Annotated in this window: 20 protein-coding genes and 1 pseudogene; 12 read left to right on the forward strand and 9 right to left on the reverse strand. The window is 69.3% G+C overall.

From position 1 onward, the window contains the following. Positions 1 to 6: 6 nt before the first annotated feature. From ASG63_RS12280 to ASG63_RS12305, 6 genes are all read left to right on the forward strand, one after another. The gene (locus tag ASG63_RS12280; RefSeq protein ID WP_056216472.1) at positions 7 to 1,773 is read left to right on the forward strand and encodes a type I secretion system permease/ATPase; all 1,767 of its coding nucleotides are present in this window, start codon (positions 7 to 9) and stop codon (positions 1,771 to 1,773) included. 308 nt (positions 1,774 to 2,081) lie between these two features. Further along, on the forward strand, positions 2,082 to 5,024 hold the full coding sequence (locus tag ASG63_RS12285; protein WP_274534734.1) for a cadherin-like domain-containing protein: 2,943 nt from the start codon (positions 2,082 to 2,084) through the stop codon (positions 5,022 to 5,024). 24 nt (positions 5,025 to 5,048) lie between these two features. After that, a complete protein-coding gene (locus tag ASG63_RS12290) occupies positions 5,049 to 6,395 on the forward strand; it encodes an HlyD family type I secretion periplasmic adaptor subunit (protein WP_056216477.1) in 1,347 nt (448 codons plus the stop codon). A gap of 168 nt (positions 6,396 to 6,563) precedes the next feature. Beyond that, positions 6,564 to 7,103, forward strand: coding sequence for a methanogen output domain 1-containing protein (locus ASG63_RS12295; RefSeq protein ID WP_244472528.1), 540 nt, complete (start codon positions 6,564 to 6,566; stop codon positions 7,101 to 7,103). Between the two features lie 16 nt (positions 7,104 to 7,119). After that, positions 7,120 to 8,274 (forward strand): sensor histidine kinase, encoded by a 1,155-nt coding sequence (locus ASG63_RS12300; RefSeq protein ID WP_244472527.1) that lies wholly within the window; start codon positions 7,120 to 7,122, stop codon positions 8,272 to 8,274. Further along, complete coding sequence (locus ASG63_RS12305; protein WP_244472526.1) at positions 8,264 to 8,941, forward strand: response regulator; 678 nt, start codon at positions 8,264 to 8,266, stop codon at positions 8,939 to 8,941. Before ASG63_RS12300 ends, ASG63_RS12305 begins: the two co-directional genes overlap by 11 nt. 254 nt (positions 8,942 to 9,195) lie before the next feature. Here ASG63_RS12305 and ASG63_RS12310 read toward each other — a convergent pair whose 3' ends face one another. Continuing rightward, on the reverse strand, positions 9,196 to 10,074 hold the full coding sequence (locus ASG63_RS12310; RefSeq protein ID WP_056216479.1) for a LysR family transcriptional regulator: 879 nt from the start codon (positions 10,072 to 10,074) through the stop codon (positions 9,196 to 9,198). Positions 10,075 to 10,277: 203 nt separating this feature from the next. Here ASG63_RS12310 and ASG63_RS12315 point away from each other — a divergent pair, with 203 nt between their 5' ends. From ASG63_RS12315 to ASG63_RS12330, 4 genes are all read left to right on the forward strand, one after another. After that, a complete protein-coding gene (locus ASG63_RS12315) occupies positions 10,278 to 11,588 on the forward strand; it encodes a dicarboxylate/amino acid:cation symporter (protein ID WP_056216510.1) in 1,311 nt (436 codons plus the stop codon). A gap of 85 nt (positions 11,589 to 11,673) precedes the next feature. Next, positions 11,674 to 12,513 (forward strand): bifunctional allantoicase/(S)-ureidoglycine aminohydrolase, encoded by an 840-nt coding sequence (locus tag ASG63_RS12320; RefSeq protein ID WP_056216481.1) that lies wholly within the window; start codon positions 11,674 to 11,676, stop codon positions 12,511 to 12,513. 391 nt (positions 12,514 to 12,904) lie between these two features. Then, the gene (locus ASG63_RS12325) at positions 12,905 to 15,067 is read left to right on the forward strand and encodes a malate synthase G (RefSeq protein WP_056216483.1); all 2,163 of its coding nucleotides are present in this window, start codon (positions 12,905 to 12,907) and stop codon (positions 15,065 to 15,067) included. 106 nt (positions 15,068 to 15,173) lie between these two features. After that, entirely contained in the window at positions 15,174 to 16,763 is a 1,590-nt protein-coding gene (locus ASG63_RS12330; RefSeq protein ID WP_056216485.1) for an alkaline phosphatase D family protein, read from the forward strand. A 54-nt stretch (positions 16,764 to 16,817) separates the two neighbouring features. On the opposite strand, the gene ASG63_RS12335 is transcribed toward ASG63_RS12330, so the two are convergent. From ASG63_RS12335 to ASG63_RS12370, 8 genes are all read right to left on the reverse strand, one after another. Further along, positions 16,818 to 18,332: an ABC transporter ATP-binding protein gene (locus ASG63_RS12335; RefSeq protein WP_244472547.1), complete on the reverse strand. Its 1,515-nt coding sequence runs from the start codon at positions 18,330 to 18,332 to the stop codon at positions 16,818 to 16,820. 117 nt (positions 18,333 to 18,449) lie between these two features. Beyond that, a complete protein-coding gene (gene biuH, locus ASG63_RS12340; RefSeq protein ID WP_082504174.1) occupies positions 18,450 to 19,208 on the reverse strand; it encodes a biuret amidohydrolase in 759 nt (252 codons plus the stop codon). Beyond that, positions 19,205 to 20,233: a formamidase gene (locus ASG63_RS12345; RefSeq protein WP_056216487.1), complete on the reverse strand. Its 1,029-nt coding sequence runs from the start codon at positions 20,231 to 20,233 to the stop codon at positions 19,205 to 19,207. The genes biuH and ASG63_RS12345 overlap by 4 nt, the downstream gene beginning before the upstream one ends. A gap of 23 nt (positions 20,234 to 20,256) precedes the next feature. Continuing rightward, on the reverse strand, positions 20,257 to 21,177 hold the full coding sequence (locus tag ASG63_RS12350; protein WP_056216489.1) for an ABC transporter permease: 921 nt from the start codon (positions 21,175 to 21,177) through the stop codon (positions 20,257 to 20,259). Between the two features lie 40 nt (positions 21,178 to 21,217). Continuing rightward, positions 21,218 to 22,342: an ABC transporter permease gene (locus ASG63_RS12355; RefSeq protein ID WP_056216492.1), complete on the reverse strand. Its 1,125-nt coding sequence runs from the start codon at positions 22,340 to 22,342 to the stop codon at positions 21,218 to 21,220. A gap of 69 nt (positions 22,343 to 22,411) precedes the next feature. Next, positions 22,412 to 23,533 carry a BMP family ABC transporter substrate-binding protein gene (locus ASG63_RS12360; protein ID WP_056216494.1) on the reverse strand — a complete coding sequence of 374 codons (1,122 nt, stop codon included), beginning with the start codon at positions 23,531 to 23,533 and terminating at the stop codon, positions 22,412 to 22,414. Positions 23,534 to 23,797: 264 nt separating this feature from the next. Then, positions 23,798 to 24,097, reverse strand: a complete 300-nt coding sequence (locus tag ASG63_RS12365; RefSeq protein ID WP_056216496.1) for a GCG_CRPN prefix-to-repeats domain-containing protein — start codon at positions 24,095 to 24,097, stop codon at positions 23,798 to 23,800. An 865-nt stretch (positions 24,098 to 24,962) separates the two neighbouring features. After that, the gene (locus ASG63_RS12370; RefSeq protein ID WP_244479889.1) at positions 24,963 to 25,553 is read right to left on the reverse strand and encodes a sigma-70 family RNA polymerase sigma factor; all 591 of its coding nucleotides are present in this window, start codon (positions 25,551 to 25,553) and stop codon (positions 24,963 to 24,965) included. 599 nt (positions 25,554 to 26,152) lie between these two features. Between ASG63_RS12370 and ASG63_RS12375 the strand changes: the two genes are divergently transcribed. Next, positions 26,153 to 26,353, forward strand: a complete 201-nt coding sequence (locus ASG63_RS12375) for a CsbD family protein (RefSeq protein WP_056216500.1) — start codon at positions 26,153 to 26,155, stop codon at positions 26,351 to 26,353. Between the two features lie 57 nt (positions 26,354 to 26,410). Further along, positions 26,411 to 26,516: pseudogene (locus ASG63_RS26465) on the forward strand (CsbD family protein); the annotation flags it as partial.

Raw genomic sequence — 26,516 nt, forward strand, 5'->3', positions numbered from 1 at the left:
TGAGACATGCGTTCCAGGGATCAGAAGCAACTCGCCCAGAAGCGAAGCACAGAGGCGCTGACCCGGCATTTCGGGATGCCGTTCGTGTTCCTCGTCGCGATGTCGGGCATCATCAACATCCTCGCCCTGACCGGGTCGTTCTACATGCTCCAGGTCTACGACCGGGCGCTGCCGAGCGGCAGCCTGCCGACCCTCGTCGGGCTCTCGACGCTCGCCATCGGCCTCTACGTCTTCCAGGGCCTGTTCGACGTCCTGCGCCAGCAGATCCTCGTGCGGATCGGGGCGCAGCTCGACCGCCGGATCGCGCCCCTGGCGCAGCGTGTCTCCATCGACATGCCGCGCTTCGGTTTCTCCACCGCGGAGGCGATGGAACGCAGCCGGGACGTCGACACGGTCCGCGGCTTCCTGGGAAGCCCGGGGCTCGTGGCGCTCTTCGACCTGCCCTGGACGCCGGTCTTCCTCGTCTTCGTCTACATGCTCCACCCCTGGCTCGGGGCACTCACCGTCGCCGGCGCCGCCCTCCTCACCCTCCTCACCATCCTCACCGAACTGCTGACCCGGCGGTGGACGGGGGCGACCCAGCAGGCCGTGGTGGCCCGCAATGCCATCGCCGACTCGAACGCCCGCAACGCCGACGTCCTGAAGGCGATGGGGTTCGCGGAGCGGGCCGTCGACCGATACCGCCTCGCCAACAACGAGCACCTGGAACTCCAGACCCGGACGACGGACATCACCGGAACCTTCGCCGCCATCTCTCGCGTCCTGCGCATGATCCTGCAATCGGCCGTGCTGGGGCTCGGGGCCTACCTCGTCATCGGCGGCGAGCTCTCCGCAGGGTCCATCATCGCGGCATCCATCACCTCGGCCCGCGCCCTGGCCCCCATCGACCAGACCGTGGGCAACTGGAAGGGCATCGCCGTGGCCCGCAAAGCCTTCGGGCGGCTGACGGAGACCCTCGTGGCCCTGTCCGGCCTCGACCGGCCGATGCCGTTGCCGATGCCGCACTCGTCCCTCCGCGTGGGGTCGATCACGGTGGCGGCGCCCGGCTCGGGGCGGGTGCTGCTGTCGGACGTCGCGTTCGAGCTCCAGGCGGGCCAGGCGCTGGGCGTCATCGGCCCCAGCGGCGGCGGCAAGACCACCCTGAGCCGGGCCCTGACGGGCATCTGGCCCCTCCTGCGCGGCGGCATCCGCCTCGACGGGGCCGACCTGTCGCAATGGGACGAGGACAGCCTCGGCCGCATCATCGGCTACCTGCCCCAGGAGGTCTGCCTGATGGACGCGACGGTCGAGGAGAACATCTCCCGCCTGGCGCAGGATGCCGATCCGGCCCTGGTCGTCGCCGCCGCCCGCGCCGCGGGTGTCCACGAGATGATCCTGCGGTTGCCCGACGGCTACCGCACCGAACTCGGCCCGTTCGGGACCGCCCTGTCCGGCGGCCAGCGCCAGCGCATCGCCCTCGCGCGGGCGTTGTACGGCAACCCCTTCCTGCTCGTGCTCGACGAGCCGAACTCCAACCTCGACGGCGAGGGCGAGGCGGCCCTGGCCGCCGCCATCCAGGGCGTGCGCGCCCGCGGCGGCATCGCGGTGGTGATCGCGCACCGACCGAGCGTGCTGGCGGCCGTCGATACCATCGCGGTCGTCCAGGACGGCAAGCTGACCGCCTTCGGGCCCAAGGAAGCCATTCTCGGCAAGGCCGTGCGCGACGCATCGGCCGGTGCCGATCCGGCCAAGATCGCAAGGGAGCGCTCCGTCATGGAGCGGGTGCCGGCATGATCATCGAGACGAAGGGCACGAAGACCGGCGAAGCCTCCCAGACCGGAGCGCAGAAGTACGCGCTGAAGGAAGCCGGCAAGTCGTCGACCACGCCCTACTACCTGGCCCTCGCGGTCGCTGCCGTGGCCGGATACCTGAAGTCCCTGTTCCACACCTCGGTTCATGCCGAGGTCGAGCCCAGCGCCGCCGGACACGAGACGAAGGCCGCACCCAAGCTCGTCGTCATGGCCTCGTCGGACGTGGATCCGGGCGAGACACCCGACGAGCATCACCTGCTGGGGTCATCCGGGGTCGTGCCCCAAACGGAGATGCCCTCACCGGAGTACGATGCCACCCACCTCCAAGCGCATACGCTCCATTTCGCCCGGCACGACCCCCAGCCGAACCTCAACGACTTCAAGGCGTCACCCGTCATCCCACGCCCCATCAACGACAATGCCGACCGGGCCCCCGGCGTCCGCGGCGGCGGCGGCGGGGGGGGCCGAGACAAGGACAATGGTGACGAGGGAGCGGGATCCGAAAACCTCGATGATCCCGCGACCCGATCGCCCGGCGGGTTGGGCGACACCGATGACCTTCCCGGCGGCGGCAGGGGCACGCCGTCGGACGCGGACCGTCCCGCGGGACAGGATGCCGCCGGCCCCGGCAAGCAGACCAACGGCGGGGACAGGGGAAACGGCGCCGACAATCCTCCCGGGTCCGGCGACGACGCGGGGAACGGCGCCGGCGCCGTCACGCCTCGTCCGGCCTCGAACGATGACGGGGACGGCTCTGCAGGCCGGCGCAACCGTGCGCCGACCACCAACGGCGCGGTCTACCTCGCCGACATGGCCGCCTGCGCGCTGCTTCCCATCGCCCTGTCCGACCTGCTCCGAAACGTCGAGGATCCCGATGGCGACAGCCTCTCGGTCCGCAACGTCACGGTCTCTTCCGGGTCGCTGGCCCGCGACGGCGACGGCTGGGTGTACGACGCCGATGGCCTCGGTCCGGTCACCATCACGTACGAGGTCACGGATGGCGAACTCGCCGTCACCCAGACGGCGGTCTTCAACGTCGTCGAACACGAGCCGATGAGCGGCACGGACGGCGACGACCTCTTGCTCGGAACGCTGTGCGCGGACGAGATCGACGGCCGGGGTGGCAACGACAACATCGACGCCCGTGCCTCGGCCGACATCATCGATGGCGGCGCCGGGGACGACCACATCGTCGGCGGCGCCGGGGACGACGTGATCCTGGGCGGCGACGGGAACGACGTCGTGCTCGCGGGGACGGGGGCGGATCGGGTCTCGGGGGGAAACGGCAACGACCGCCTCTTCGGCGAGGAGGGCGACGACATCCTGTTGGGCGACGCCGGGGACGACCTGCTCGACGGCGGAGATGGCAGCGATATCCTCGTCGGAGGGATGGGGAGCGACTTACTCCTCGGCGAGGTGGGCGATGATCGCCTCGACGGGTCGGAGGGGGCCGACGTCGCGTTCGGCGGCGCCGGGCGCGACGTCGTTTCCGGCGGCCTCGGGGACGACCGTCTGGAAGGGGGCGATGGCAACGACGTCCTCTCCGACGGGCAGGGGCGGGACGTAGCCTTGGGGCAAGACGGGGACGACGTCCTCGTGGCGTCCCTGGACGGCGAGGCCGACCGGTTCGACGGCGGCGAAGGGACGGATACGCTCGATCTGTCGAGCCTTGATACCGATGTCGTGGTCGACCTGGTCGCCGGCACGGCCATTGGTCAGGGGTCGGGACGCGACACGGTCGCGTCCGTCGAGGTTGTCCGGGCAGGATCGGGCGACGATGTCCTGACCGGGAGCTCGGTGGGCGAGGTCCTCCGCGGAGGAGCCGGACGGGACACGGTGTCGGGCGGGGCCGGCAACGATCTCGTCGACGGCGGAGCGGACAACGATACCCTCGCGGACGGGACGGGATCGGATACGGTTCTCGGAGGCTCAGGCGACGATATCGTCATGGCTGCGCGTGACGGAGATTCCGACCGCTTCGATGGAGGCGACGGGACAGACACGTTCGACGTTTCCACGACCGCATCCGGTGTTACGGTTGATCTCACCGCTGGTACCTCGGTGGCCGCCGAGACTGGCCATGACCTCCTCGTCTCGATCGAGGACGTCCGGGGCGGATCTGGTGCCGACACGCTGTCGGGGAGCACAGCCGCCAACACCCTCTCCGGTGGCGCGGGCCGCGACCACGTTTCGGGCGGGGCCGGAAACGACGGGCTCGACGGGGGCGACGGCGACGACACGATTCTCGACGGGGACGGCCGCGACGTCGCGCTGGGCGGCACCGGCGATGACATCCTCATCGCATCGTCGGACGGGGAGGCCGACCGGTTCGACGGCGGTGTTGGTCTGGATACGCTCGACCTCTCCGGGACGCGGGCGGGCATCTCCGCCGACCTGCTCATAGGCATCGCGACCGGGGCCGAGACGGGACGGGACCTCCTTGATGGGCTGGAGGCGCTGATCGGTGGATCCGGCGACGATACCCTATCCGGCAGTGACGGGAGCAACCGCCTGATTGGCGGAGATGGGGATGACCTTATTGCGGGACGCGGGGGCGACGATCTCCTCGATGGCGGCTCGGGTCGCGATACGCTCCGCGACGGAGCCGGGTGTGATACCCTACGCGCGGGCGCCGGCGACGATCGGATCATCCTCGCGTTGGATGGCGACGACGACCATGTCGATGGCGATGACGGCTCGGATACGCTGGACCTGAGCAGCGCGACCGGAGACCTGCTCGTCGATCTCGTCAATCATGTCGTTTCGGGCACCGAGCTCGGAGAGGACAGGGTCGATTCCATTGAACGCATCGTAGCCGGATCGGGTGACGACCGCTTCATCATCGGCGACGACGATGTCGTGCTCACGGGCGGCGGCGGCAACGACGGCTACGGGTTCCACCCGCGCTCCGGGATCTCGGAGGCAACCCGTTCCGTCGAGATCACCGACTTCTCAGTCGGGGATTACGTCGACCTTCTGAGATGGTCCTTTTTCGAGAACGGGTCGGGCGTCGTCGGCCACTCGCTGTCCGAGGCGATGGACCGCAACGACGGCACCGTGTCGGGCATCCGCTACCGGGCCGCGCTCTTCGACGAGGGCGACGTGACCGTCATCTCGGCCGACCTCGACGGGAACGACTCCTTCGAGACGACCCTCGTCCTCGACGGCCACCACACCCTGCTCTTCGTCGAGAAGCCGACGGCCGCGTCACCGGCCAACACACCCATCCATTGATCCATCCATCGAAGGGACCGGACCATGAGTACGCGAACCATCGGTGTCCATCGCCCCAGGCCTCTCGACGGGATCGACCATGGGACGGACCCCTCCTTCTCCGTCATCCCCCGTATCGCCCTCGGGTTCGCGCTGGGCGTGAGCCTCCTGATCGGGGTGGGAGGATGGGCCGCGACGACCGACCTCAACGGCGCCATCATGGCACCGGGCGCGGTCACCGTCGATCAGAACGCCAAGGCGGTCCAGCACAGGGACGGGGGGGTCGTCGGCGCCATCCTTGTCCGAGACGGGCAGGCCGTGACGGCCGGTCAGATCCTCATCCGCATCGACGACGCCCAGACACGGGCCGAACTGGCGATCGTCCGGGGGCAACTGATGGAGTTGTCGGCCAAGAAGGCGCGCCTGCTGGCCGAACGGGACGGGCTTCGCGACATCGCCTTCCCCGCGAGCATATCGGACGGCGCCGCGGAGGCGCTGGCCATCCTTGATGGCGAGAGCCGCCTGTTCCGTGGCAACCTCGCCAGCCGCGACAGCCAGCGCCAGCAGTTGGAGTTGCAGATCGGTCAGGTGGCCGAGGAGGTCGCAGGCCTGGTCAAGCAGAAGGATGCCAAGCGGGACGAGCTCGCGATCCTCACGAGCGAGCACGGCAAGCTGCAGGGCCTCGTCGACAAGCACCTGTTCGAGAGTTCGAAGTTCCTGCCCATCAGCCGCGACCGGCACCGCCTGACCGGTGAACAGGGGTCGCTGGAAGCCTCCATCGCCCGGGCCAAGGTGCGCACGAGCGAGATCCGGGTCCAGCTTCTGGCCATCACGGATACCGCGCGCACCGAGGCCCAGAAGGAACTCAGCGTCGTCGATGCCAAGCTCGCGGAATTGGGCAATCGGCGCATCGCCTTGGAGGATCGGCTGACGCGGACCGAGATCCGCGCGCCGGCCACGGGCGTCCTGCACGAGCTGAGGGCCTTCACCGTCGGCGGCGTGGTCACGCCGGCGGACGTGCTCGCGACCGTCGTGCCCGCGGACGCCATGCTCCGGATCGAGGTTCGCATTTCTCCGGCGAGCATCGACCAGATCGGTGTCGGCCGTCCGGCCAAGCTGCGGTTCACCGCCTTCAACCAGAGGACGACCCCCGAACTCAAGGGAAGGCTGACCTATGTCTCGCCGTCGACGACCAAAGGCGGCAAGGACGATGCGTTCTACGTCGGGTACGTCGAGCTGAATGAGGGGGAGTTGAACCGTCTGGGCGAGAGAGCCCGCTTGGTGCCCGGCATGCCCGTGGAGGTCCACGTCGCGACCGAGGAGCGCACGGCCCTCTCCTACCTCGTGAAGCCGATCCAGGATCAGTTCACGCGCAGCTTCCGGGAGAGATGACAACACATATGATGCAGATAACTGCATATTCCGCCCCGATCTTCAATCGAGTCAGAATATGACGGAAAATATGTCATCCCTCGGTATTCCTACCGACTAAGACTTAGTGGTTTCGCTGCATCGATGTGCTACGAAGGTGGCAATAAGTCTGGAGGGGGGAGGCCGCCGATGTGCCGAGAAGCCGTTGGCATCCCGGATTTCGAGAACGCACCGATTGGCATCGACCGAGAGGATTTCCTCGGCATGGTTTTCGGTGCCTTCGCCGGCGCCCTGGAGGATACCGTCGGCAGGTCGGAGGCCAGTGGCTTCATCGCCCTGGTCGGCATGGCCGTCTCGGAAGAGATCAAGGCGCGATACCTTCGGGTGGCGGGCCCCCGTCGGCTGGACCTCGTCGCCACCGTGGACGCCATGATCGACCTCAAGCGACGCCTGGGCGGGGATTTCTACGTCATCGAGACGACGCCCCGGCGCATCGTGCTCGGCAACCGACGCTGCCCGTTCGGCGACCTGGTAAAGAGGTCCCCCTCGATGTGCATGGTGACCTCGAACGTCTTTGGTCACATGGTTGCGGAGAGCCAAGGATATGGGCGAATCACGCTTGCAGATACCATCGCCCGCGGCGGCACGGGCTGCCGGATCGTCATCGACCTCGACCCTGATGCCCCCGACGAGGGAGGACAGGACTACTTCGGGACGGGTGACGTCTAGGTCCGACTTCGAGGCCTTGTTCGAGTTCGTCCCCGCCCCAATGCTCATCGTTTGGCGAGGCGGGGAGCTCCAAGCCGCCAACGCCTCGGCGCGCGAGGCGTTGGACGGTCTACGGATCGGCGACGTCCTACCCGTTCAGAAAGCCACCGAGGTGGAGTTCCGTCGCTATCTCGAGCGTTGCGCCTCCTCCTCCGCCACGTTGCCCGGAACGCTCTTCCTCCAATGCGAGGACGGAAGTCTCGAGCGCCATTCCTGCCATGGCACGCGCGCGCGATTGGGCGGTTTCGAGGGCGGCACGCTCGTCGTGCTGCATCTCGACGGGCTGGGGCTCGGCCGTCGGTTCGGGATCCTCGCCTCGAAGCTTTACGATGCCCGACGCGTCATGCTGGAACGCCGGCGGCGCACTCGGGAAATGCAGGCGTTGCTTCAGGAGCGAGAAGACCTGCTTGCTCGGCTCGAGGCGGACGCAGCCGCACGCGTGGGGGCCGAACGGGAACGCGACGAGGTGCTGACGCGGCTGTACCGCGCCGGGCAGGACGAGCGACGTCGGCTCGCGCGCGACCTTCATGATCATGCGGGCCAGCATCTGGTCGCCCTGAATTTCGGATTGCGACGTCTGCTGCCTTACCTCTCCAGCGACGATGCGCGCTCCGAACTCGACCGCCTCCTCGATCAAGCCCAGCAGGTGGGAGAGGCTCTGCGTCGCGTCACCCTGGAATTACGACCCGCGGCGCTCGACGAGTTCGGTTTCGTGACCGCGCTTCGCTACCTCGTGGAGGAGTGGAGCCGCACCACGCGCATCGCGACCGAGTTGCAGGTCAGCGGCAAGGAATTCCACCTGCCCGCCGAGCATGCCATCACGCTCTATCGCATCACGCAGGAGGCGCTCACCAACGTGGCCAAGCACGCGGGGCTGCCGAGCTACGTCTCGGTCGTCCTTCTGTTCAGCCCGGGACGCCTCACCCTCACGGTCGACGACGACGGCACGGGCTTCGAGGCCGACGACGCCTCGTCCCACTTGCTGGTCACCCAGGGCAAGCTCGGATTGATCGGGATGCGCGAACGCATGGCCCTCATCGGAGGCAGCCTGCAAGTCGAGTCCTCGCCCGGACAGGGTACGTCCGTGGTCGCGCGGATACGCCTGGGGAGTGACGTCGACCATGATGCCTGATCGCGCCCCGATCCGCATCGTGCTTGCGGACGACCACCCCGTCTTCCGCCACGGGGTCGCCGACCTCCTCAGCAACACGGGCCTCGTCGAGATCGTCGCGTCGGTGGATGGCGGCACGGCGGCGGTGCAGGCCATCGCGGACCTATCCCCGGACATCGCCATCCTGGACCTTGCCATGCCCGACATGAACGGCGTCGCGGTGATCCGCACGCTCGTCGACCGCCGGAGCAGGACCCGGGCGATCATCCTGAGCGTGTACGAGAGCCGGGTCTATGTCGACCAAGCGTTCGAGGCCGGCGCCTGCGCCTACGTCCTGAAGCGCTCGGCCTTCCTGAACATCGTGCAGGCCGTCGAGGCCGTGCGCGCCGGCGGGACCTACGTCGACCCGCTCCTTCCCGGGCACGGCTCCGCCCACCCAAGCCCGGTCGCCTGGACCCACGCCCACGAGGGCAAGTCCTCGCTCACGGAACGGGAGCGGGAGATCCTGAAATCCGTGGCCTACGGCTACACCAGCAAGGAGATCGGATCCCAGGTCGGGGCAACGGCGAAGGCCATCGAAGCCCAGAAGGGGCGAGCATGCTGCAAGCTGGGCATCACCAGCCGCGCGCAGATCGTCCAGTTCGCCATCCTGCAAGGTTGGCTGCAGGGTGAGATTCCCGTCCGGTGAGATCGTTCTACGGTCGTTCGGGGCGGCCAGGCTCGGTGGGAAACTGAAGGTTGTTCGAGGCCGGGTCGGTCATCTTGGACCGGGCCTCGCGTACTCCCGGCTTCCTACCTGCCGCGGCGGTGAATTCGACGCCGTCATCCTCCAGGGCGCGGCGCACGGCCATGACCGTGTCGTGCCGGGGCCCGATGGCCGAACCCCGGTCCTCCGCACCTTCCCTCTCCACGCCCGATACTGCCAGCAGCGGCCTTCGCGAACTATGGTCTGGCGGAGCGAACACGGTCCAGGAAGTTGCCGATCAGAGGCCCGGCCTTCTCCCTCGGCCACAGGGCATAGACGTCGGCGTGGATCGGTTTCCCCCTGATGGGTTTGTAGACGACGTCCGCGTGCGCCAGGCGGGCGACGAATTCCGGAATGATGGCGATCCCGAGCCCCGTCGCGACGAGGCTCGTCAGCGAGGCGGCTTCGACGACCTGATGCGTGATGTCCGGGGTGAACCCGGCTTCGACGCAGCACTCCCAAAGATATTTCGCGAACAGCGAATCCGAGAGCCGCAGGAACACGAACCGCTCGCGGCTCAGATCGGCGAGGTCGATCGCCGCCGTCCTGGCCAGGCGGTGGCCTTTCGGCAGGACGAGGGTGACGGTCTCGCACCAGGCGCGTTCGCTGGCGAGGTCGAGGTCCTGGGGTGGGCTGCGCAGGAAACTGATGTCGGTCTGTCCAGCCTTCAGCATCGAGATCTGGCGGTCCGGCGACATTTCGTGGATCCGCAGATCGACGTCGGGATAGGTGACCGAGAAGTCGCGGATGGCGCGCCCGAGGGGGCCGGCCAGCATCGACCCCGTCAGGCCGACATTGACGATGCCGGCCGCGCCGGCACCGATGGCGCGCGCGCGTCCGATTGCTTCGCCGGACTTGTCCAGGATCTCGCGCGCCTGCGCGAGGAAGTCGGTACCCGCCCGCGTCAACGACACGCGACGCGTCGTCCGTTCGAACAGCGCGGTGCCGACCTCCGCTTCGAGATCGCGGATCTGCTGGCTCAGGGGCGGCTGAGCGACACCGAGGCTCTCGGCGGCGGCGGTGAAGCTGAGATGACGGGCGACGGCCACGAAGTAGCGGAGGTGCCGGAGTTCCATACGCTCAGTCATAGCGAGAAGATCTCAATCAAGACATATCAAATATTTGACGTCTAGATTCCCTGGCAACATGGTGCCGCCGCAACGGGGGCACCCGAACGACCATGCAGGAAAATGCCAGCACGAATCCTGCAGAGCGGACGACACCGTGTCGAACCGGGGTGTCGGGACGCGGAACGGCGCGAAGAGGTACAGGCGTTATGATGAAGCGGTTCTTCGCGTCGTTGTTCGGGCAGGTTGTCGCCGCCCTGGTGCTCGGCATCGTCCTGGGCATGGTCTGGCCGAACTTTGCGGTCACGCTGAAGCCCCTCGGCGACGGCTTCATCAAGCTGATCAAGATGGCGATCGCACCGCTGGTCTTCGGCGTCGTCGTTCACGGCATCGTCGGCGCCGGCGACCTGCGGAAGGTCGGTCGCGTCGGGCTCAAGTCCCTGATCTACTTCGAGGCGGTGACGACCCTCGCCCTGGTGCTCGGCCTCGTCCTCGCCTACGCGTTCGCCCCCGGCCACGGCATGAACGTCGATGTGGCGACCTTGGACGCGAAATCGATCGCCGGCTACACCGACCGGGTCGGTCAGGTCACGGGAACCGTCGACTTCCTGATGAAGCTCATTCCGACCACGTTGGTCGATGCCTTCGCCAAGGGCGATATCCTGCAGGTTCTCATCATCGCGATCCTGTTCGGCTCCGGCCTGTCCCTTCTGGGCGAGCGCGGCAAGCCGCTGGCCGACAGCCTGGAGCGCATCACGGAGGTTCTGTTCAAGATCATCGGCTTCATCGTCAGGCTCGCCCCGCTCGGCGTGCTCGGCGCCGTCGCCTTCACGGTGGGCAAGTACGGCGTCGGCTCGCTGAAGCAGCTCGGCCTGCTGGTGGTGCTGTTCTACGCGGGCGTGGCGTTCTTCGTCTTCGTGGTGCTCGGCGGCATCCTGCGCCTGGCCGGCTTCAGCATCCTCAAGCTGCTCGCCTACCTGCGCGAGGAACTGACCGTCGTGGCCGGCACCGCCTCCTCGGACTGCGTGCTGCCGCAGGTCATGCGCAAGCTGGAGCGCCTCGGCATCAAGGATTCGACCGTCGGCCTCGTGATCCCGACCGGATATTCGTTCAACCTCGATGCCTTCTCGCTCTACCTGACCCTCGCCACGGTGTTCATCGCCCAGGCCACCAACACGGATCTCTCCTTCGGACACCTGATGCTGATCCTCGGCATCGCGCTCCTGACCTCGAAGGGCGCGCACGGCGTGCCCGGCTCGGCCATCGTCGTGCTGGCCGCCACCCTGTCGGCGGTCCCGGAAATCCCCGTCATCGGACTGGTGCTCGTGCTGTCGATCGATTGGTTCGTCGGCATCGCCCGGGCGCTGGGCAACCTGATCGGCAACTGCGTGGCGACGGTGGTGATCGCCGCATGGGAAGGCGACATCGACCGGGCGCAGGCCCGGCGTGTCCTCGATGGCCACGGTACGACGGACACGGCCGCGATCCTCGAGACGCCGATCGCGGAACCACGTTCGGCCTGACGCCCCCCGACACCTGCCCCATGCGGTGGCACGGCTGCCAAGCCGGGCTGCCGCCAGTCCAACCCGGATCATCGGAGACGCCTTCATGACCGCCTCGCCCTACAACCCGCCCTGCGGCGGCCTGCCGCCCCAGACCGCGCTGATGACCGGCCGGGCCGTGTTCACCGAGGCCTACGCCGTCATCCCCCGGGGCGTGATGAGCGACATCGTCACCTCCGTCCTGCCCTTCTGGGAGCACACTCAGGCCTGGATGCTGGCTCGCCCCCTCTCGGGCTTCTCCGAGACCTTCGCCCAGTACCTCGTCACCCTCGCCCCCGGCGGCGGCAGCGAGCGGCCCGAACCCGACCCCGAGGCCCAGGCCGTGCTGTTCGTCGTCGAGGGACAGGCCCGCCTCGTCCGCGACGGACAGGTCCACGCCCTCACCCCCGGCGCCTACGCTTACCTGCCCCCCGGCACCACCTGGAGCCTGCGCAACGACGGGGCCGGACCGACCCGCTTCCACTGGATCCGCAAGGCCTACACCCCCGTGCCCGGCCTCGAGGTGCCCCCCGCCTTCGTCACCCACGAGACCGCCGTCGCCCCCGTGCCCATGCCCGGCACCGACGGAGCCTGGGCCACCACCCGCTTCGTCGCCCCCGACGATCTGCGCCACGACATGCACGTCAACATCGTCGCCCTGCGCCCCGGCGCCTCGATCCCCTTCGAGGAGACCCACGTCATGGAGCACGGCCTCTTCATCCTCGAGGGCAAGGCCGTCTACCGCCTCAACCGGGACTGGGTCGAGGTCCAGGCCGGAGACTTCCTCTGGCTGCGCGCCTACTGCCCCCAGGCCTGCTACGCCGGAGGACCCGGACCCTTCCGATACCTCCTCTACAAGGACGTCAACCGGCACGCCCTCCTCTCACCCTTCCGGGGCCGGCGATGATCGGCGGAGGGCGGAGCGCGACGCGGCGCCCTCCCGCCCCTGGCTGACCCGGGCCCGCATCGTGCGCGCCCGTGCGGCGATCCGGACGATCGCCCACCGCCCCCCGAGCGCGCCTCTGCGCCCCGGGGCCGGGCGGGAGGCCCCGGGGCCGACAACCCTCCGGGTTTGTCGATCTCGGTCGGCGCGTCTATTGCGTGGCCCTCCGGACACCGGCTCGGAGCTTTCCGCACCCCGGCGCGGGCGGCCCTCGCCGAGACGACGGTCGCAGGGACGTCGTCGGGCTTCGGGACACCCTGCGCGAGAACTCGAGACCGGGCGTTCGACATCGGTGGGTTGGCGACGACCGCGGCCGGTGGCATTCCAGCGCAAACCTTCCGTGAATGGATCGAAGATGGATCGAATGGATATCGGCGGCCTCGCCGTCGCCCGCGTGCTGTACGATTTCGTCGCGGAGGAGGCCCTGCCCGGGACCGGCATCTCGCCCGAGGTGTTCTGGGGCGGCCTCGGCGCGATCGTGCGCGACCTGACGCCGAAGAACCGGGCCCTGCTGGCCAAGCGCGACACGCTCCAGGGGCAGATCGACGCCTGGCACCGGGAGCGGGCCGGCAAGCCGTTCGATCCGGCGGCCTACAAGGCGTACCTGAAGGACATCGGCTATCTCCTGCCCGATCCGGGACCGGTGGCGGTGCGGACGGAGAACGTCGATGACGAGATCGCCCGCATCGCCGGGCCGCAGCTCGTCGTGCCGGTCTCGAACGCCCGCTACGCCCTCAACGCCGCCAATGCCCGCTGGGGCTCGCTCTACGATGCCCTCTACGGCACCGACGCGGTCTCGGAGGAGGGCGGCGCGATCCGCAGCGGCGGCTACAACCGCGCCCGCGGCGCCCGGGTCGTGACCCGCGCCCGCAGCTACCTCGACCGCTTCGTGCCGCTGGCCGGCGGCCGCCATGCCGACGTGGTCACCTATGCGGTCGAGCAGGGCGGGCTCGTCGGCAACATGAACACCGGAGAGACCGTCCCGCTCGCGCGACCGGATCTCTTCGTGGGCTATCGCGGCCGGGCCAGCATGCCCGCCTCCCTGCTCCTGCGGCACCACGGGCTGCACGTCGAGGTCGTACTCGATCGGACGCATCGGATCGGCCGCTTCGATGCGTCCGGCGTCGCCGACATCCTGCTGGAATCGGCCGTCTCGACGATCATGGACCTCGAGGATTCCGTGGCCACGGTCGATGCCGACGACAAGGTGGTCGTCTACCGCAACTGGCTCGGCCTGATGAACGGGACGCTGACGGCCTCCCTGCAGAAGGATGGCCGCACCCTGGAGCGGCGCCTCAACCCCGACCGGCACTACATCGCGCCGAACGGCGGCGAGGTGGTGGTGCCGGGCCGCTCCCTGATGCTGGTGCGCAATGTCGGCCACCACATGGACACCGATGCGGTGCTCGACGCCGAGGGCCGCGAGATCCCCGAGGGCATGCTCGACGCCGCGGTCACCGCGATGATCGCGATCCACGATCTCAAGGGGGATTCCGGCCTGCGCAACAGCCGGCACGGTTCGGTCTACATCGTCAAGCCGAAGATGCACGGGCCCGAGGAGGTCGCCTTCGCGGTCGAACTATTCGGACGCGTGGAGGCCATGCTGGGTCTCGACGCGAACACCCTCAAGATGGGCATCATGGACGAGGAGCGCCGCACCACGGTCAACCTCGCCGCCTGCATCGCGGCCGCGGCCGAGCGGGTCGTGTTCATCAACACGGGCTTCCTCGACCGCACGGGGGACGAGATCCACACCGCGATGGAGGCCGGCCCGGTCATTCGCAAGAACGACATGAAGGCGACGCCCTGGATCAAGGGCTACGAGGAGAACAACGTCGATGTCGGCCTCGTCTGCGGCCTGCTCGACCGGGCGCAGATCGGCAAGGGCATGTGGGCGGCCCCCGACGCCATGGCCGACATGCTGATGCAGAAGGGCGCCCACCCCAAGGCGGGCGCGAGCACGGCCTGGGTGCCGTCGCCCACCGCCGCGACCCTGCACGCGCTGCACTATCACGAGACCGACGTGCGGGCGCGGCAGGTGGAACTCGCCCGCCGGCCGCGCTCGGCCCTCGACGAGATCCTCGAGATCCCGCTGGCCCGGTCGAACTTCGCCCCCGACGACGTGGCCCAGGAGATCGACAACAACGTCCAGGGCATCCTCGGCTACGTCGTCCGCTGGATCGACCAGGGCGTGGGCTGCTCGAAGGTGCCGGACATCCACGATGTCGGGCTGATGGAGGACCGGGCGACCCTGCGGATCTCGTCGCAGCACATCGCGAACTGGCTCCATCACGGCGTCGTCAGCGAGGAGCAGGTGATGACGGCGCTCAAGCGGATGGCGAAGGTGGTCGATCGCCAGAACGCCGGCGATCCGCTCTACCGCCCCATGGCCCCGGACTACGACGGCCCGGCCTTCCAGGCAGCCAGCGACCTCGTCTTCAAGGGCCGCGCGCAGCCGAACGGCTACACGGAATGGATCCTCACCGAGCGCCGCCGCGCCGCGAAGGCGGCCCGCTAGACCGGCATCGGATCCACGCGAACCGGGTTAGGGATGGCGCGGGCAGCGTCGTCAGGGCGTCAGACAGATGCGCCATAGCGGAGCCTCCGGAAGGGAGTCCGCCGCCATGTCCGCCTCGTCCCGTTCCAGCCTGCCCCGTCGTCCGTTCCTGACCGGGGCCGCCGCCGGCCTCGTCGGTCTCGGCACCGGCGTCTTCCGGCCCGGCCTCAGCCGGGCCGCAGACCGCCCGATCCTCACCCACGGTTTGCAATCCGGTGACGTCGACGGCGACTCCGCCGTGGTCTGGGCCCGGGCCGACCGCCCCTGCCGGGCGATGATCGCGTGGTCGACGACGGAAAGCTTCGCGGACATTCGCGGCGGCGTCTTCGCCGATGCCCTGCCGGCGAGCGACGGCACCGTGAAGGTCGCCCTGACGGACCTGCCGCCGGGCCAGGACGTGTTCTACCGGGTCCGCCTGCAGGATCTCGCCGCGCCGACGATCCTCGGCGCGGCGCAGGTCGGGCGCTTCCGCACGGCGCCCGCCGAGCGCCGCTCGGTCTCGTTCTGCTGGTCCGGCGACACGGCCGGCCAGGGCTGGGGCATCGACGAGGCCCGGGGCGGGATGACGATCTACGCCGCCATGCTGCGCAACCGGCCGGATTTCTTCCTGCATTCCGGCGACACCATCTATGCCGACGGCCCGATCGTGCCGGAGGTGCGCCTGCCCGACGGCACCCTCTGGCGCAACCGCGTGACCGAGGCGGTGGCGAAGCCGGCCGAGACCCTGGAAGAGTTTCGCGGACGCTACCGCTACAACCTCACCGACGCGAACGTGCTGGCGATGAACGCCGAGATCCCGATCTTCGCGCAGTGGGACGATCACGAGGTCACCAACAACTGGTGGCCGGGCGAGCCCCTGACCCGGGCCGAACACCTGCGGAAGGCCTATCGCGACCCGAACGTGCTGGCGCTCCAGGTCCGCGCCGCGCGCGCCTTCCACGAATACATGCCGATGCGCTTCGCGCCCTCGGAGCCCGGCCGCGTCTACCGCAAGATCTCGCATGGGCCGCTGGTCGACGTGTTCCTGCTCGACATGCGCTCCTATCGCGGGCCGAACGGCGAGAACCGGCAGACCACCTACGGACCGGAGGCTCACTTCCTCGGCCCGGCGCAGGTCGCCTGGCTCAAGCGCGCGCTCCTCGCCTCCCGCGCGACCTGGAAGGTGATCGCGGCCGACATGCCGATCGGGCTCGTCGTCCCCTACGATTCTCAGCCGCCCTTCGGGTCGGAGGCCGTCGCGCAGGGCGACGGGCCGCCGCTGGGCCGGGAACTCGAGATCGCCGACCTCCTGCGCTTCCTGCGGGATGCGGGCATCCGCAACACGGTCTGGCTGACGGCGGACGTGCACTACGCGGCGGCGCATTACTACGATCCGAACCGGGCGCGATTTCAGGAGTTCGAGCCGTTCTGGGAGTTCGTCGCAGGCCCGCTGCATGCCGGGACCTTCGGTCCCAACGCCCTCGACGACACCTTCGGGCCCCAGCTGCGCTTCGCGAAGGCCCCCCCGCCGGGCCAGACCAACCTCTCGCCCGCCGCGGGCTACCAGTTCTTCGGCCATGTCGCGGTCGAGGGCGCGACGGAGCAGATGACCGTCACCCTGAAGGACGCCGCCGATACCGCGCTCTGGTCGGTCACCCTCGACCCCGTGCGGACCTAGCCTGCCGGACCGGACACGCCCGGCAGCGTCGGTCCGACACGTCCGTCCCACCCCTCAGTGATGCCCCGCCATGTGGCGACCGATGCTGCGGGCGTCGGCCTCGGCGCGACTCACCGCGTGCACGATGCGGCCGTCGGACATCACCACGATGCGGTCCGAGAGTTCCAGGATCTCGTCGAGATCCTCGCTGATCAGCAGGACCGCCGCCCCGGCGTTGCGGGCCGCCAGGATCCGGGCCCGGATCTCGGCGACGGCGGTGAAGTCGAGCCCGAAGCAGGGATTGGCGACGACGAGGAGGTCGACCGGGTCGGTGAGTTCGCGCGCCAGCACGGCCCGCTGCACGTTCCCGCCGGACAGGGTGGCGATCGGCGCCTCGGCGGAGGCGGTCTTCACCCCGAAGCGCGCGATGAGGTCCCGGGCGCGGCGGCGCATGGCGCCGGTGTCGAGCCAGACGGTCGGCCGCCCCGGGACCGCGCCCCCCTCGGAGGCGCCACGCTCCGCGCGCCGGTCGAAGGCCCGGAAGGCCAGGTTCTCCGCGACCGACATGCGCGGCGCGCAGGCATTGCGCAGCGGCTCCTCCGGGATGACGCGGACCCGCCGCGCCCGGCTCTGCGCGCGCCGTCCGTCATAGGCCTCGCCCCCGACCTCCACCCGGCCAGCGGCCGCCCGGATCTGGCCGCCGAGCACGTCGGCGAGTTCCTTCTGGCCATTGCCCGAGACCCCGGCGACGCCGACGATCTCGCGGGCCTGCACCGCGAGGGCGTCGACGGCGAGGTGACGCAGGCCGGAGGCATCGGTGGCGCGCAGATCCGCGATGCGCAGGACGACCCGGTCCGGGTCAGGCCGACCGACGCGGTTGGGGGCGGCGCGCACCGGGCGGGCGCCCATCATCATCGCCGCCATGTCGTCCCGGCTGAGTTCGCCGACCCGTCCGCCGCCCGCGAGCGTGCCGCGGCGCAGGACGCTGACGCTGCGGGCGAACGCCTCGACCTCGCGGAACTTGTGGCTGATCATCAGCACCGTCAGCTCGCGCCGGTCCGCCATGGCGCGCAGGAGGCCCAGCACCTCCTCGGCCTCCGCCGGCGTCAGCACCGAGGTCGGCTCGTCGAGGATCAGGAACCGGGCCTTGAGGAAGAGCTGCTTGATGATCTCGAGCTTCTGCTTTTCCCCGGCCGCGAGCTCGGCCACCGGGCGTTCGAGGTTCAGCCGGAACGGCATCCGTTCCATGAAGGCGGCCAGCGCCGCACGCTCGGCGCGCCAGTCGATCACCGCCGGCACCCGGGGCCGGGCGATGACGAGATTCTCGAGGCCCGTCAGGGACGGCACCAGGGTGAAGTGCTGGTAGACCATGCCGAGGCCGCGGGCCTGGGCGCCCTTCGGATTGGTGATCGCGACCTCGCGGCCATCCACCAGGACGCTGCCCGCGCTCGGCGCGTAGAAGCCCATGATGCACTTCACCAGGGTCGACTTGCCCGCGCCGTTCTCGCCCAGCAGCGCGTGGAAGCCGCCCGCCTCGATCTTCATCGAGACGTCGTCGAGGGCCGCGAAGGTGCCGAAGCGCTTCGACATGCCGATGGTCTCGACCGCGATGGCACCGGGCGGCGGGGCCTCGGGCACCACCGCTGCCGCGTCTCCGTCCCGGGGCACCACGTTACGAACCGATTGCGGGAAGGGCACCATCGCGGATCATCCCATCGCCACCAGGAGGGCCTCGGAGGTCGCCACGGCGCCGAAGACGCCGCCCTGCATCGTCACCATCCTGAGGGCGGCCTCGTGGTTGCCCCGGTCGGTGGCCGCGCAGGCGTCGGAGACGATCACGCATTCGAAGCCGCGGTCGTTGGCCTCGCGCATCGTGGTGTGGACGCAGACATCCGTGGTGATCCCCGTGAGGATCAGGTTGCGGATGCCGCGCCGCCCGAGGATCAGCGCCAGGTCGGTGGCGCAGAACGAGCCCTTGCCGGGCTTGTCGATGACGGGCTCGCCGGGCATGGGCGCCAGTTCGGGGATGATCTCCCAGCCCGGCTCGCCCCGCACCAGCACGCGCCCGCAGGGCCCGGGATCACCGATGCCGGCTCCGATCCGGCGCGAGCGCCAGCGCTTGTTCTCGGGCAGGTCCGCCAGGTCCGGGCGGTGGCCCTCGCGGGTGTGGATGACGGGGTAGCCGAGGCGCCGGGCCGCCGCGAGCAGGCGGCCGATCGGCTCGATCGGCGCCCGGGTCAGGCCGATATCGTAGCCCATGGCGTCGACGTAGCCGCCGGGACCGCAGAAATCGATCTGCATGTCGATGATGACGAGGGCGGTGTTGTCGGGCCTCAGTGCCCCGTCGAAGGGCCAGGGATAGGGCTCGGCGGCGGCGTAGCGCGCCGCGTCCACCGCCGTCGGGGCGAGGGGCGCCGCCGGCACGGTAAGGGGCGTCGCCGGCACGGTGAGGGGCGCCGCGCTCATTCCGCCGCCTCCCGGGCGTCCGGGGTCTGTCCGGCGCCGTAGGACCGGGTGGGCGCGGCGAACCCGCAGGAGGTGCCGTCGACGACCTTGACCCCGTCCTCCCACGGCAGGCGGTAGCGGCCGGCGGCGAGGTCCTGCATGTAGGTGTAGGGGCAGTCCCCGGCGCCGCCCTTCACGGCCGTGTAGCCGCGGTGTCCGAGCTGGTAGATGTTGTTCTCGACGCCCCAATGCAGGCGCGCCTCGCGCACGAGGTCGGGCCGGACCTCCGCCGTGATGATCTCGTCGACGCGCCCCGTGGTGCCGTGGGCGATGATCTGACCGTCGAAGTTGACGATCATGCCCTCGCCCATGGAATCGAACGAGCCGTCCGAACCGCACAGGCAGACGTTGGCGGTGACCATCAGGTTGCAGAAGGCGTTCGACTGGTTGGTGAAGCGCCAGGATTCGCGGATCGGCGCCGTGTAGCCGGCCGTGCGGACCATGATCTCGGCGCCCTTGTAGGCGCATTCCCGGGCCATCTCGGGGAACATCCCGTCGTGGCAGATGATGAGGGCGATCTTGGCCCCGCGTGGCCCCTCGATGACCGGGATGCCGATGTCGCCGGGCTCCCAGGGCTCGACGGGCACCCAGGGGTGCATCTTGCGGTAGGAGAGCTTCACCGCGCCGGTCTCGTCGATGATGATGCCGGTGTTGTACGGGTTTCCGTGCGGGTTGAATTCCATGATGGAGAAACAGCCCCAGATCCGGTTGTCGCGGCAGGCCTTCGCGAAGGCCGCGACCTCCGGTCCGTCCATCCGGCACAGGATGTCGGGGTTGGTGTCCATCGACAGGCCGTGGAGGGCGTATTCGGGGAAGACCACGAGGTCCATGGTGGCGAGGTTGCGCCGGGCCTTGCCGACCATGTCGACGATGCGCTGCGTCTGCGCGGCGAGGTCCGCCGGCGTGGCGACGGTCGGCAGTTGCAGCTGCACCAGCCCGAGCACGACGCCGTTCGGGGATTTGTTGAGGCCGCCAAGTCCGTTCATCGGAGATACCTGATTGCTGAGGTTTACTTCGCTTGGCCGAGTTCGCCCGGCGCTCCCGCCAGGGCGTGGTTCGGTGACGAGGTGGCGATGAGGACGCCGAGGGTGAGGACGTAGGGCGCGGCGTAGAACAGGTAGTAGCCCTGCGAGACCCCCACCGACTGGAGCGCCGGGCCGAGGGCCCCGGCCCCGCCGAACAGCAGCGCCGCGCCGAAGCAGGCCAGGGGGTTCCAGCGGGCGAAGACCACGAGGGCGACGGCCATCAGGCCCTGCCCGGAGGAGATGCCCTCGTTCCACGAGCCCGGATAATAGAGCGACAGGTAGGCGCCCCCGATGCCGGCGAGCACCCCGCCGGCTCCGGTCGCCAGCAGCCGGACACGGTCGACGTCGTAGCCCATGGCCCGGGCCGCCTCGGCGCTGTCGCCGACGATGCGGACCACGAGGCCGGTGCGGGTGTTGCGGAACCCCCACCACAGGACGAGGCTGAGCACCGCCCCGATCAGGAACAGAACGTTGACCTGGAGGGCGGCGCGGATCTGGGGCAGGTCGGACCAGTTGCCGAAGGGGATCGCCGGCAGCTGCGGCGCCGAGGGCTGGATGAAGGCCTTGCCGAAGAAGAACGCGAGGCCCGAGCCGAACAGCATCAGGGCGATGCCGAGCGCCACGTCGTTGACCCGCGGCAGCCGGCAGATCCAGCCATGGACGAGGCCGAACAGCCCCCCCGCCGCGCCCGCCACCGCGACGCCGGCCCAGGCCGAGCCGGTCAGCACCGCCGTGGCGTAGGCCGACATCGCCCCGAACACGAGGGTGCCCTCGAGGCCGAGATTGATCCGGCCCGAGCGCTCCGTGATCGTCTCGCCGAGGCTGACGAACAGGAACGGCGTCGAGACCCGGATGGCCCCGCCGATCACCGCGATGAGGACGTTCCAGAGGCCGAGGTCGCTCATGCAAAGTCGCTCATGCGAGGTCACTCATGGCCGAGGTCACTCATGGCGCGGCCTGGCCCGCGGCGGCGCGCTTCTCGCCCCAGAGATGCGGACTGAACGGCTTGAAGCGCCCGTACAGCGTCTCGCCCACGAGGACGAGGAGGAAGAGCAGGCCCTCCAGCAGCAGGATGGTGGCGTCCGGCAGGTGCAGGCGGCGCTGGATCAGGCCGCTCGACGCCTCGATCCCGCCGAGCAGGAAGGCGACGGGCGGGATCGCCAGGGGGTTCTGGCGGGCCAGGAACGCGACGAGGATACCGGTATAGCCGTAGCCGGCGATCAGCGACGCGTTGGCGTTGCCGTGGACGGCCGCGACCTCGAAGAATCCGGCCAGGGCCGCCAGCGCCCCCCCGAGGGCGGTGAATCCGGCGATCAGACGCCCGACCGGCAGGCCCTGGATCTGGGCCGCGCGCACGTTGCCGCCGGCGATGCGGGCGGCGAAGCCCAGGGTGGTGCACTCGGTCAGGAGCCAGGCGAGGAGGCAGGCCACAACCCCGACGCCGAGGCCCCAATGCACCTCCAGGCCCGGCATCGGGCCGACCCGGAAGGCCTCGTCGATGGTCCGGGTCGACGGCTTGTTCAGGCTGCCGGGATCGCGCAGCAGGCCCTCGATCAGGTGGTTGGCGAGCGCGATGGCGATGTAGGACATCAGCAGGCTGGCGATGGTCTCGTTGACGCCGCGCCAGGCCCGCAGGGCGCCCACCGCCCCGAGCCAGAGCGCCCCGGTCAGGAAGGCGGCCATCGCCATGGCGGCGATGCCGAGGCCGGAGGCTGCGCCCGACAGGGGCGCGGCCACCGCCGCCGCGGCGAGGCCGCCGAGCACGATCGCGCCCTCGCCGCCGATGACCACGAGGCCGAGGCGGGCGGGCAGGGCCACGCAGAGGGCCGCGAACAGCAGGGGCGCGGCGCGCTGGAGGCTGTTCTGCAGGGCGAAGGCGGACCCGAAGCCGCCCCGGTAGACGAGGTCGAGGAAGGCCGCCGGCGATTTGCCGAGGCTGAGGAGGAACAGGCTGAACAGGCCGAAGCCGAGGGCGAGCGCCCCGAGCGGGATGGCGAGCGCCTCCGCCCGGCGCGCGCCCCAAGCTCGCAGGGGCAGGCTGGCCGAGGGGCGCGCCCCTGCCACGACCATGTCCGACGGAGCAGTCTCGGCAACCACGGCTCTTCCTCCCGCTGGTGGCGTGCGTGACGGACGCGTCCCTCAGGCCGAGCCCTTCACGCCCTCGACGAGGTAGCCGGTGCTCTCGAGTTCGGGCGCGTTCTCGGCAAAACCCTTGCCGGCCTCGGCGATCGCGTTGCCCTTGTTGTCCTTGAGCGGCCCCCGGATGATGGCGAACCCGCCCTTCATCATCTCGGCCTTGACCGCATCGGCGTTCTTGCGCGCCGCCTCCGAGACGGCAGGGCCGTAGGGGCTCATCCGGACGAAACCGTCCGCCAGACCGCCGCGCAGGAAATTCGGGGGCGCCTTGCCCGCCTGCATGTCGGCGACGAAGCCCTTGTAGATCGGGGCCCAGTCCCACTCGGCGCCGGTGAGGTACCGGTCCTTGGCGAGGGCCGACTGGTCGGCATGGTAGCCGCAGACGTAGGCGCCGCGCCGGGCGGCGGTCTCCACCGTCACCTTCGGGCTGTCGACGTGGCAGGTGATGACGTCGGCGCCGCCATCGATCAGCGCGTTGGTGGCCTCCGCCTCCTTCACCGCCAGCGACCACTCGCCGGTGAAGATGACCTGGCAGGTGATCGACGGGTCGACGCTGCGGGCGCCGAGCAGGAAGCCGTTGATGTTGTTGAGGACTTGGGGGATCGGCTTGGCCGCCACGAAGCCGAGCTTCTTCGACTTCGTGGCGTGCGCCGCCACGATGCCGTTCAGGTACTGGCCCTGCGCGATGTAGCCGAAATAGGAGCCGGCGTTCTTCGGGTTCGCCTCGGTCCAGAGGCCGCCGCAATGGCGGAACTGCACCGTCGGGTTCTTCTTGGCCTCGATCAGCACGTGGGGATCGAAGTACCCGAAGGAGGTCGGCAGGAGCAGGCTCGCCCCGTCCATGTTGATCATGCTCTCCATGGTCTTCTGGACGTCGTTGGTCTCGCGGACGTTCTCCTCCTCGACCACCTCGACCCCGGGCAGCCCCTTCAGGGCCGCCGCGCCCTTCGCATGGGCCTGGTTGTAGCCGTAATCGTCCTTGGGGCCGACATAGATGACGCCGACGGTCATCGGCCCGGCCGCCCGGGCGCCCGTCGACGCCAGGGCCGAGAGGCCGAGAACGGCGGTGCCGCCCAGGAGGGTTCTGCGCGAGATCGACTGATGAGCCACGGGGCCTCGTTCCATCGTTTGGCGAGCGATGGGGGAGACCATTGCAAGGTCTGGGCCGCAGTGCAGGCGCACGGACCCTGGACTTTTCCATCAGGTCGGACGTCGGATGCCACCGTCCGGGCCAGGGCGACGGTGCTCCGATGGGCGACCCGGCCGCGGCCCACGCATCCCCGCGGAGCGCGGCGGCACGTGTCCCATCGGGCATGCCGATGACGCCGGCCTTGGGAACGAAAAGGGCGCCCGGTTCGAACCGGGCGCCCAGCTCACGCCGACCGCGCCTTACCAGCGGTGATGCCAGCCCACGTGGCGGTAGCCGCCGTGCCAGCCCCAGGGCCGGTGATATCCGACGGGGCGGTAGCCGCCCCAGCGGTGCCACCGCGGGCCATACCAGCCGACGCGGCGGTAGCCGTAGACGATGGGGCGGGCCAGGATGGGGCGATAGATTACGTTCGGACGGCAATATCCGTAGTAGCCGCGATGCCCCCCGGGTCCACACCCGTCACGAGCCTCGGCGGCACCGACGGTCGCGGCCATCGTACCCAGTGCAAGAACGGCTGCGCCAGCAAGTTTCAGTCGCATTCGCATCTCCTCTGTTGCGGTAGCCTATAAACACACGCCCCGTCACGACGGTTGCGCACCTATAGCCTGGTATATGTTACGAATTGTATCTCCGCTCAGATCAGACCGGGCGCGCATCCGGCCGATCCCGATCGAAGACAGATCAGCGCCGGCCGACCGTCTCGTCAGCCGGTCCTGCGGGACGTCCCGCGGACAGAGCCCGTCACCGGTTCGGACAAATCCAGACACCGGTTCCCTCCGAGCCGCGCAGCCGGTCCTGGACGGCCACGCGCGTCAGGCCGCGGCCGACGATGCGGCCCTCCGGGACGAGGCGGCATCGCGGGCGGGGTGTCGTCCGGGATGCGCTGAGGCCTGTCGGCATCGGCCATGCGACCTTCCGGTGCTTCTGCCATGATCGCTCGTCCCATGATCGCCGCAAGACGGCCTTCACGAAGCGTTGGAAGCGGTCTCGAACCCGGACGGGACCTTGGGGCCGGGCCTGCGCCCGGAGTGGCGCGATGCCCGGCCCTGCGGCCATGCCGAACCTGATCGGGGGACTCATGAGGCCCGGCACAACGCTGCGAATATCTGGGACGCGACAGTTATTACGTCGACGGTCGGCGATGCCGTCGAGATATGCGCGCCATCGGTGTGCTCAATGGTGCAGATGCATCATTTTGCTCGGATTTTACCGGGTCAGATGCAGTTTTGTTGCTTGCTGTCCTCGGGCCGCGGATGAGGCATGCTGCCGATGAGCCGCCGCGCCTCGCGAAGACGGCGGGACCCGGCGCTCCGGGTCGAAAGGCGAGGGGCCGGGCGATGGCCGCCTGGGCGCGCGCGCCGACGCGGTCGGGTTCGAACGGCGATGCGGAGGAGTCCGAGTCGCTCATGCCGCCCCCATGGCCTTGGCCAAGCGTTCGCGGGCGCGGCTGACGCGGCTCTTCACGGTGCCGGTCTGACATCCCAGGACGACCGCGGCCTCGTCGTAGAGCAATCCGTCGACCATCACGAGGAGCAGCGTCTCGCGGTGTTCGGCCGTCAGGCCGTTCAGGGCGGCCTGAAGCTCGATCAGTCCGACACGATGCTCCTGCTCGGGCTCCAGGCGCAGGGTCGCCGCGAAGGCACCGTCGACGTCCTCGACCTCGCGGCGAAGCCGCTTGCGCTGATTGAGGAAGGCGTTCCGCAGGATCGTGAACAGCCAGGCGATCAGCCTAGTCCCCGGCTCGAACCGGGCCCGGTTCTCCCAGGCCCGCAGGAGGGTGGTCTGAACGAGGTCGTCGGCCTCGGCGGCGTTCTGGCACTGGGAGAAGGCATACCGGCGAAGCCGCGGAACGGCGGCGATCAGGTCGGTCCGGAACGGATCGGGCACCTGTCCGTCCGCCTGCGCCGCGGACAGGGCACTTCGCAGCCGAACCAGAACCTGACCGAGACGGGAATCCGCCGCGACGTCACCGGGGAACGGAACAATCTCGTTCAATCGCCGGCCGATCAGATCCTGAATCGGTCGTGGCAATCCCTGACCGTCCGAAGAGGATTTCGGCACTCTGACATCTGTCTGCACGGATGATCGCCCTCGGGTCTGGAACAGACGATGATGTGCTCGGCGCTGGAGAAGCCGAAGCCGCTGGAGGCTTGTGATTGGGCAATCACATTCACGTCAATGATCCAGATATACCAGGCAATCGCGGATCGGACGCGGAACTGCCTTCCCACGCACTTGTTACGACCGGGACTTGGAAAGCGGCGCGGTGCGCCATGGGAGATCCAGTGACACTCGGCGTCGACACGCAGGACCACGTACGGACGAGGGCCGACCCGGAAGGGGCCTGGAGCCCGGGGACGCGTGGCGGCCCAGGGATCTTCGTCGGGGAACGCGGCCTCCGTCGCGCTCGCCGCAACCCGGTTGGAACGCCGGCATCCAGGTAGATAACCCCGGTCTACCGGTACGCCTGCATCATTGATGGGGGTTCGTCCGGGACCATCTGTGGGTCCAGCGAACGGCCGCGACCTGCGCGGCGATGTCCCTCCCGCCCGTTGGCCCGCCGCGGCCCCGTCCATCCCATCCCTGAGGATCCCATGCGTCCCACCAAGCCCTCCGCACCCGGTTCGGCCCCCGCTTCGACCGACGCGGTTAAGGGCTCGGTCAAGGAAGCCATCGGGAAGCTGATCGGCGACCGGCAGGTCGAGGCCGAGGGTCGGTCCCAGCAGGAATCCCCCCTGTCCGACGGTCCCCCGAAGACCCGCCCGAAGTCGGACAAGACCAACCCCAAACCCTAGCTTCGGCCGCGCGCCGCGCGACGAACCCCAGCCACGAACACAGCAAGGACAACCATCATGGTCGACACGGATCGCATCACGGGCGCCGCCAAGGAGCTCGGCGGCAAGGTTCAGGGCACGGTGGGCGATCTCACCGGCTCGAAGCGGGACTCGCTCGAGGGCG

Source organism: Methylobacterium sp. Leaf94, assembly GCF_001426045.1.
GTDB lineage: Bacteria > Pseudomonadota > Alphaproteobacteria > Rhizobiales > Beijerinckiaceae > Methylobacterium.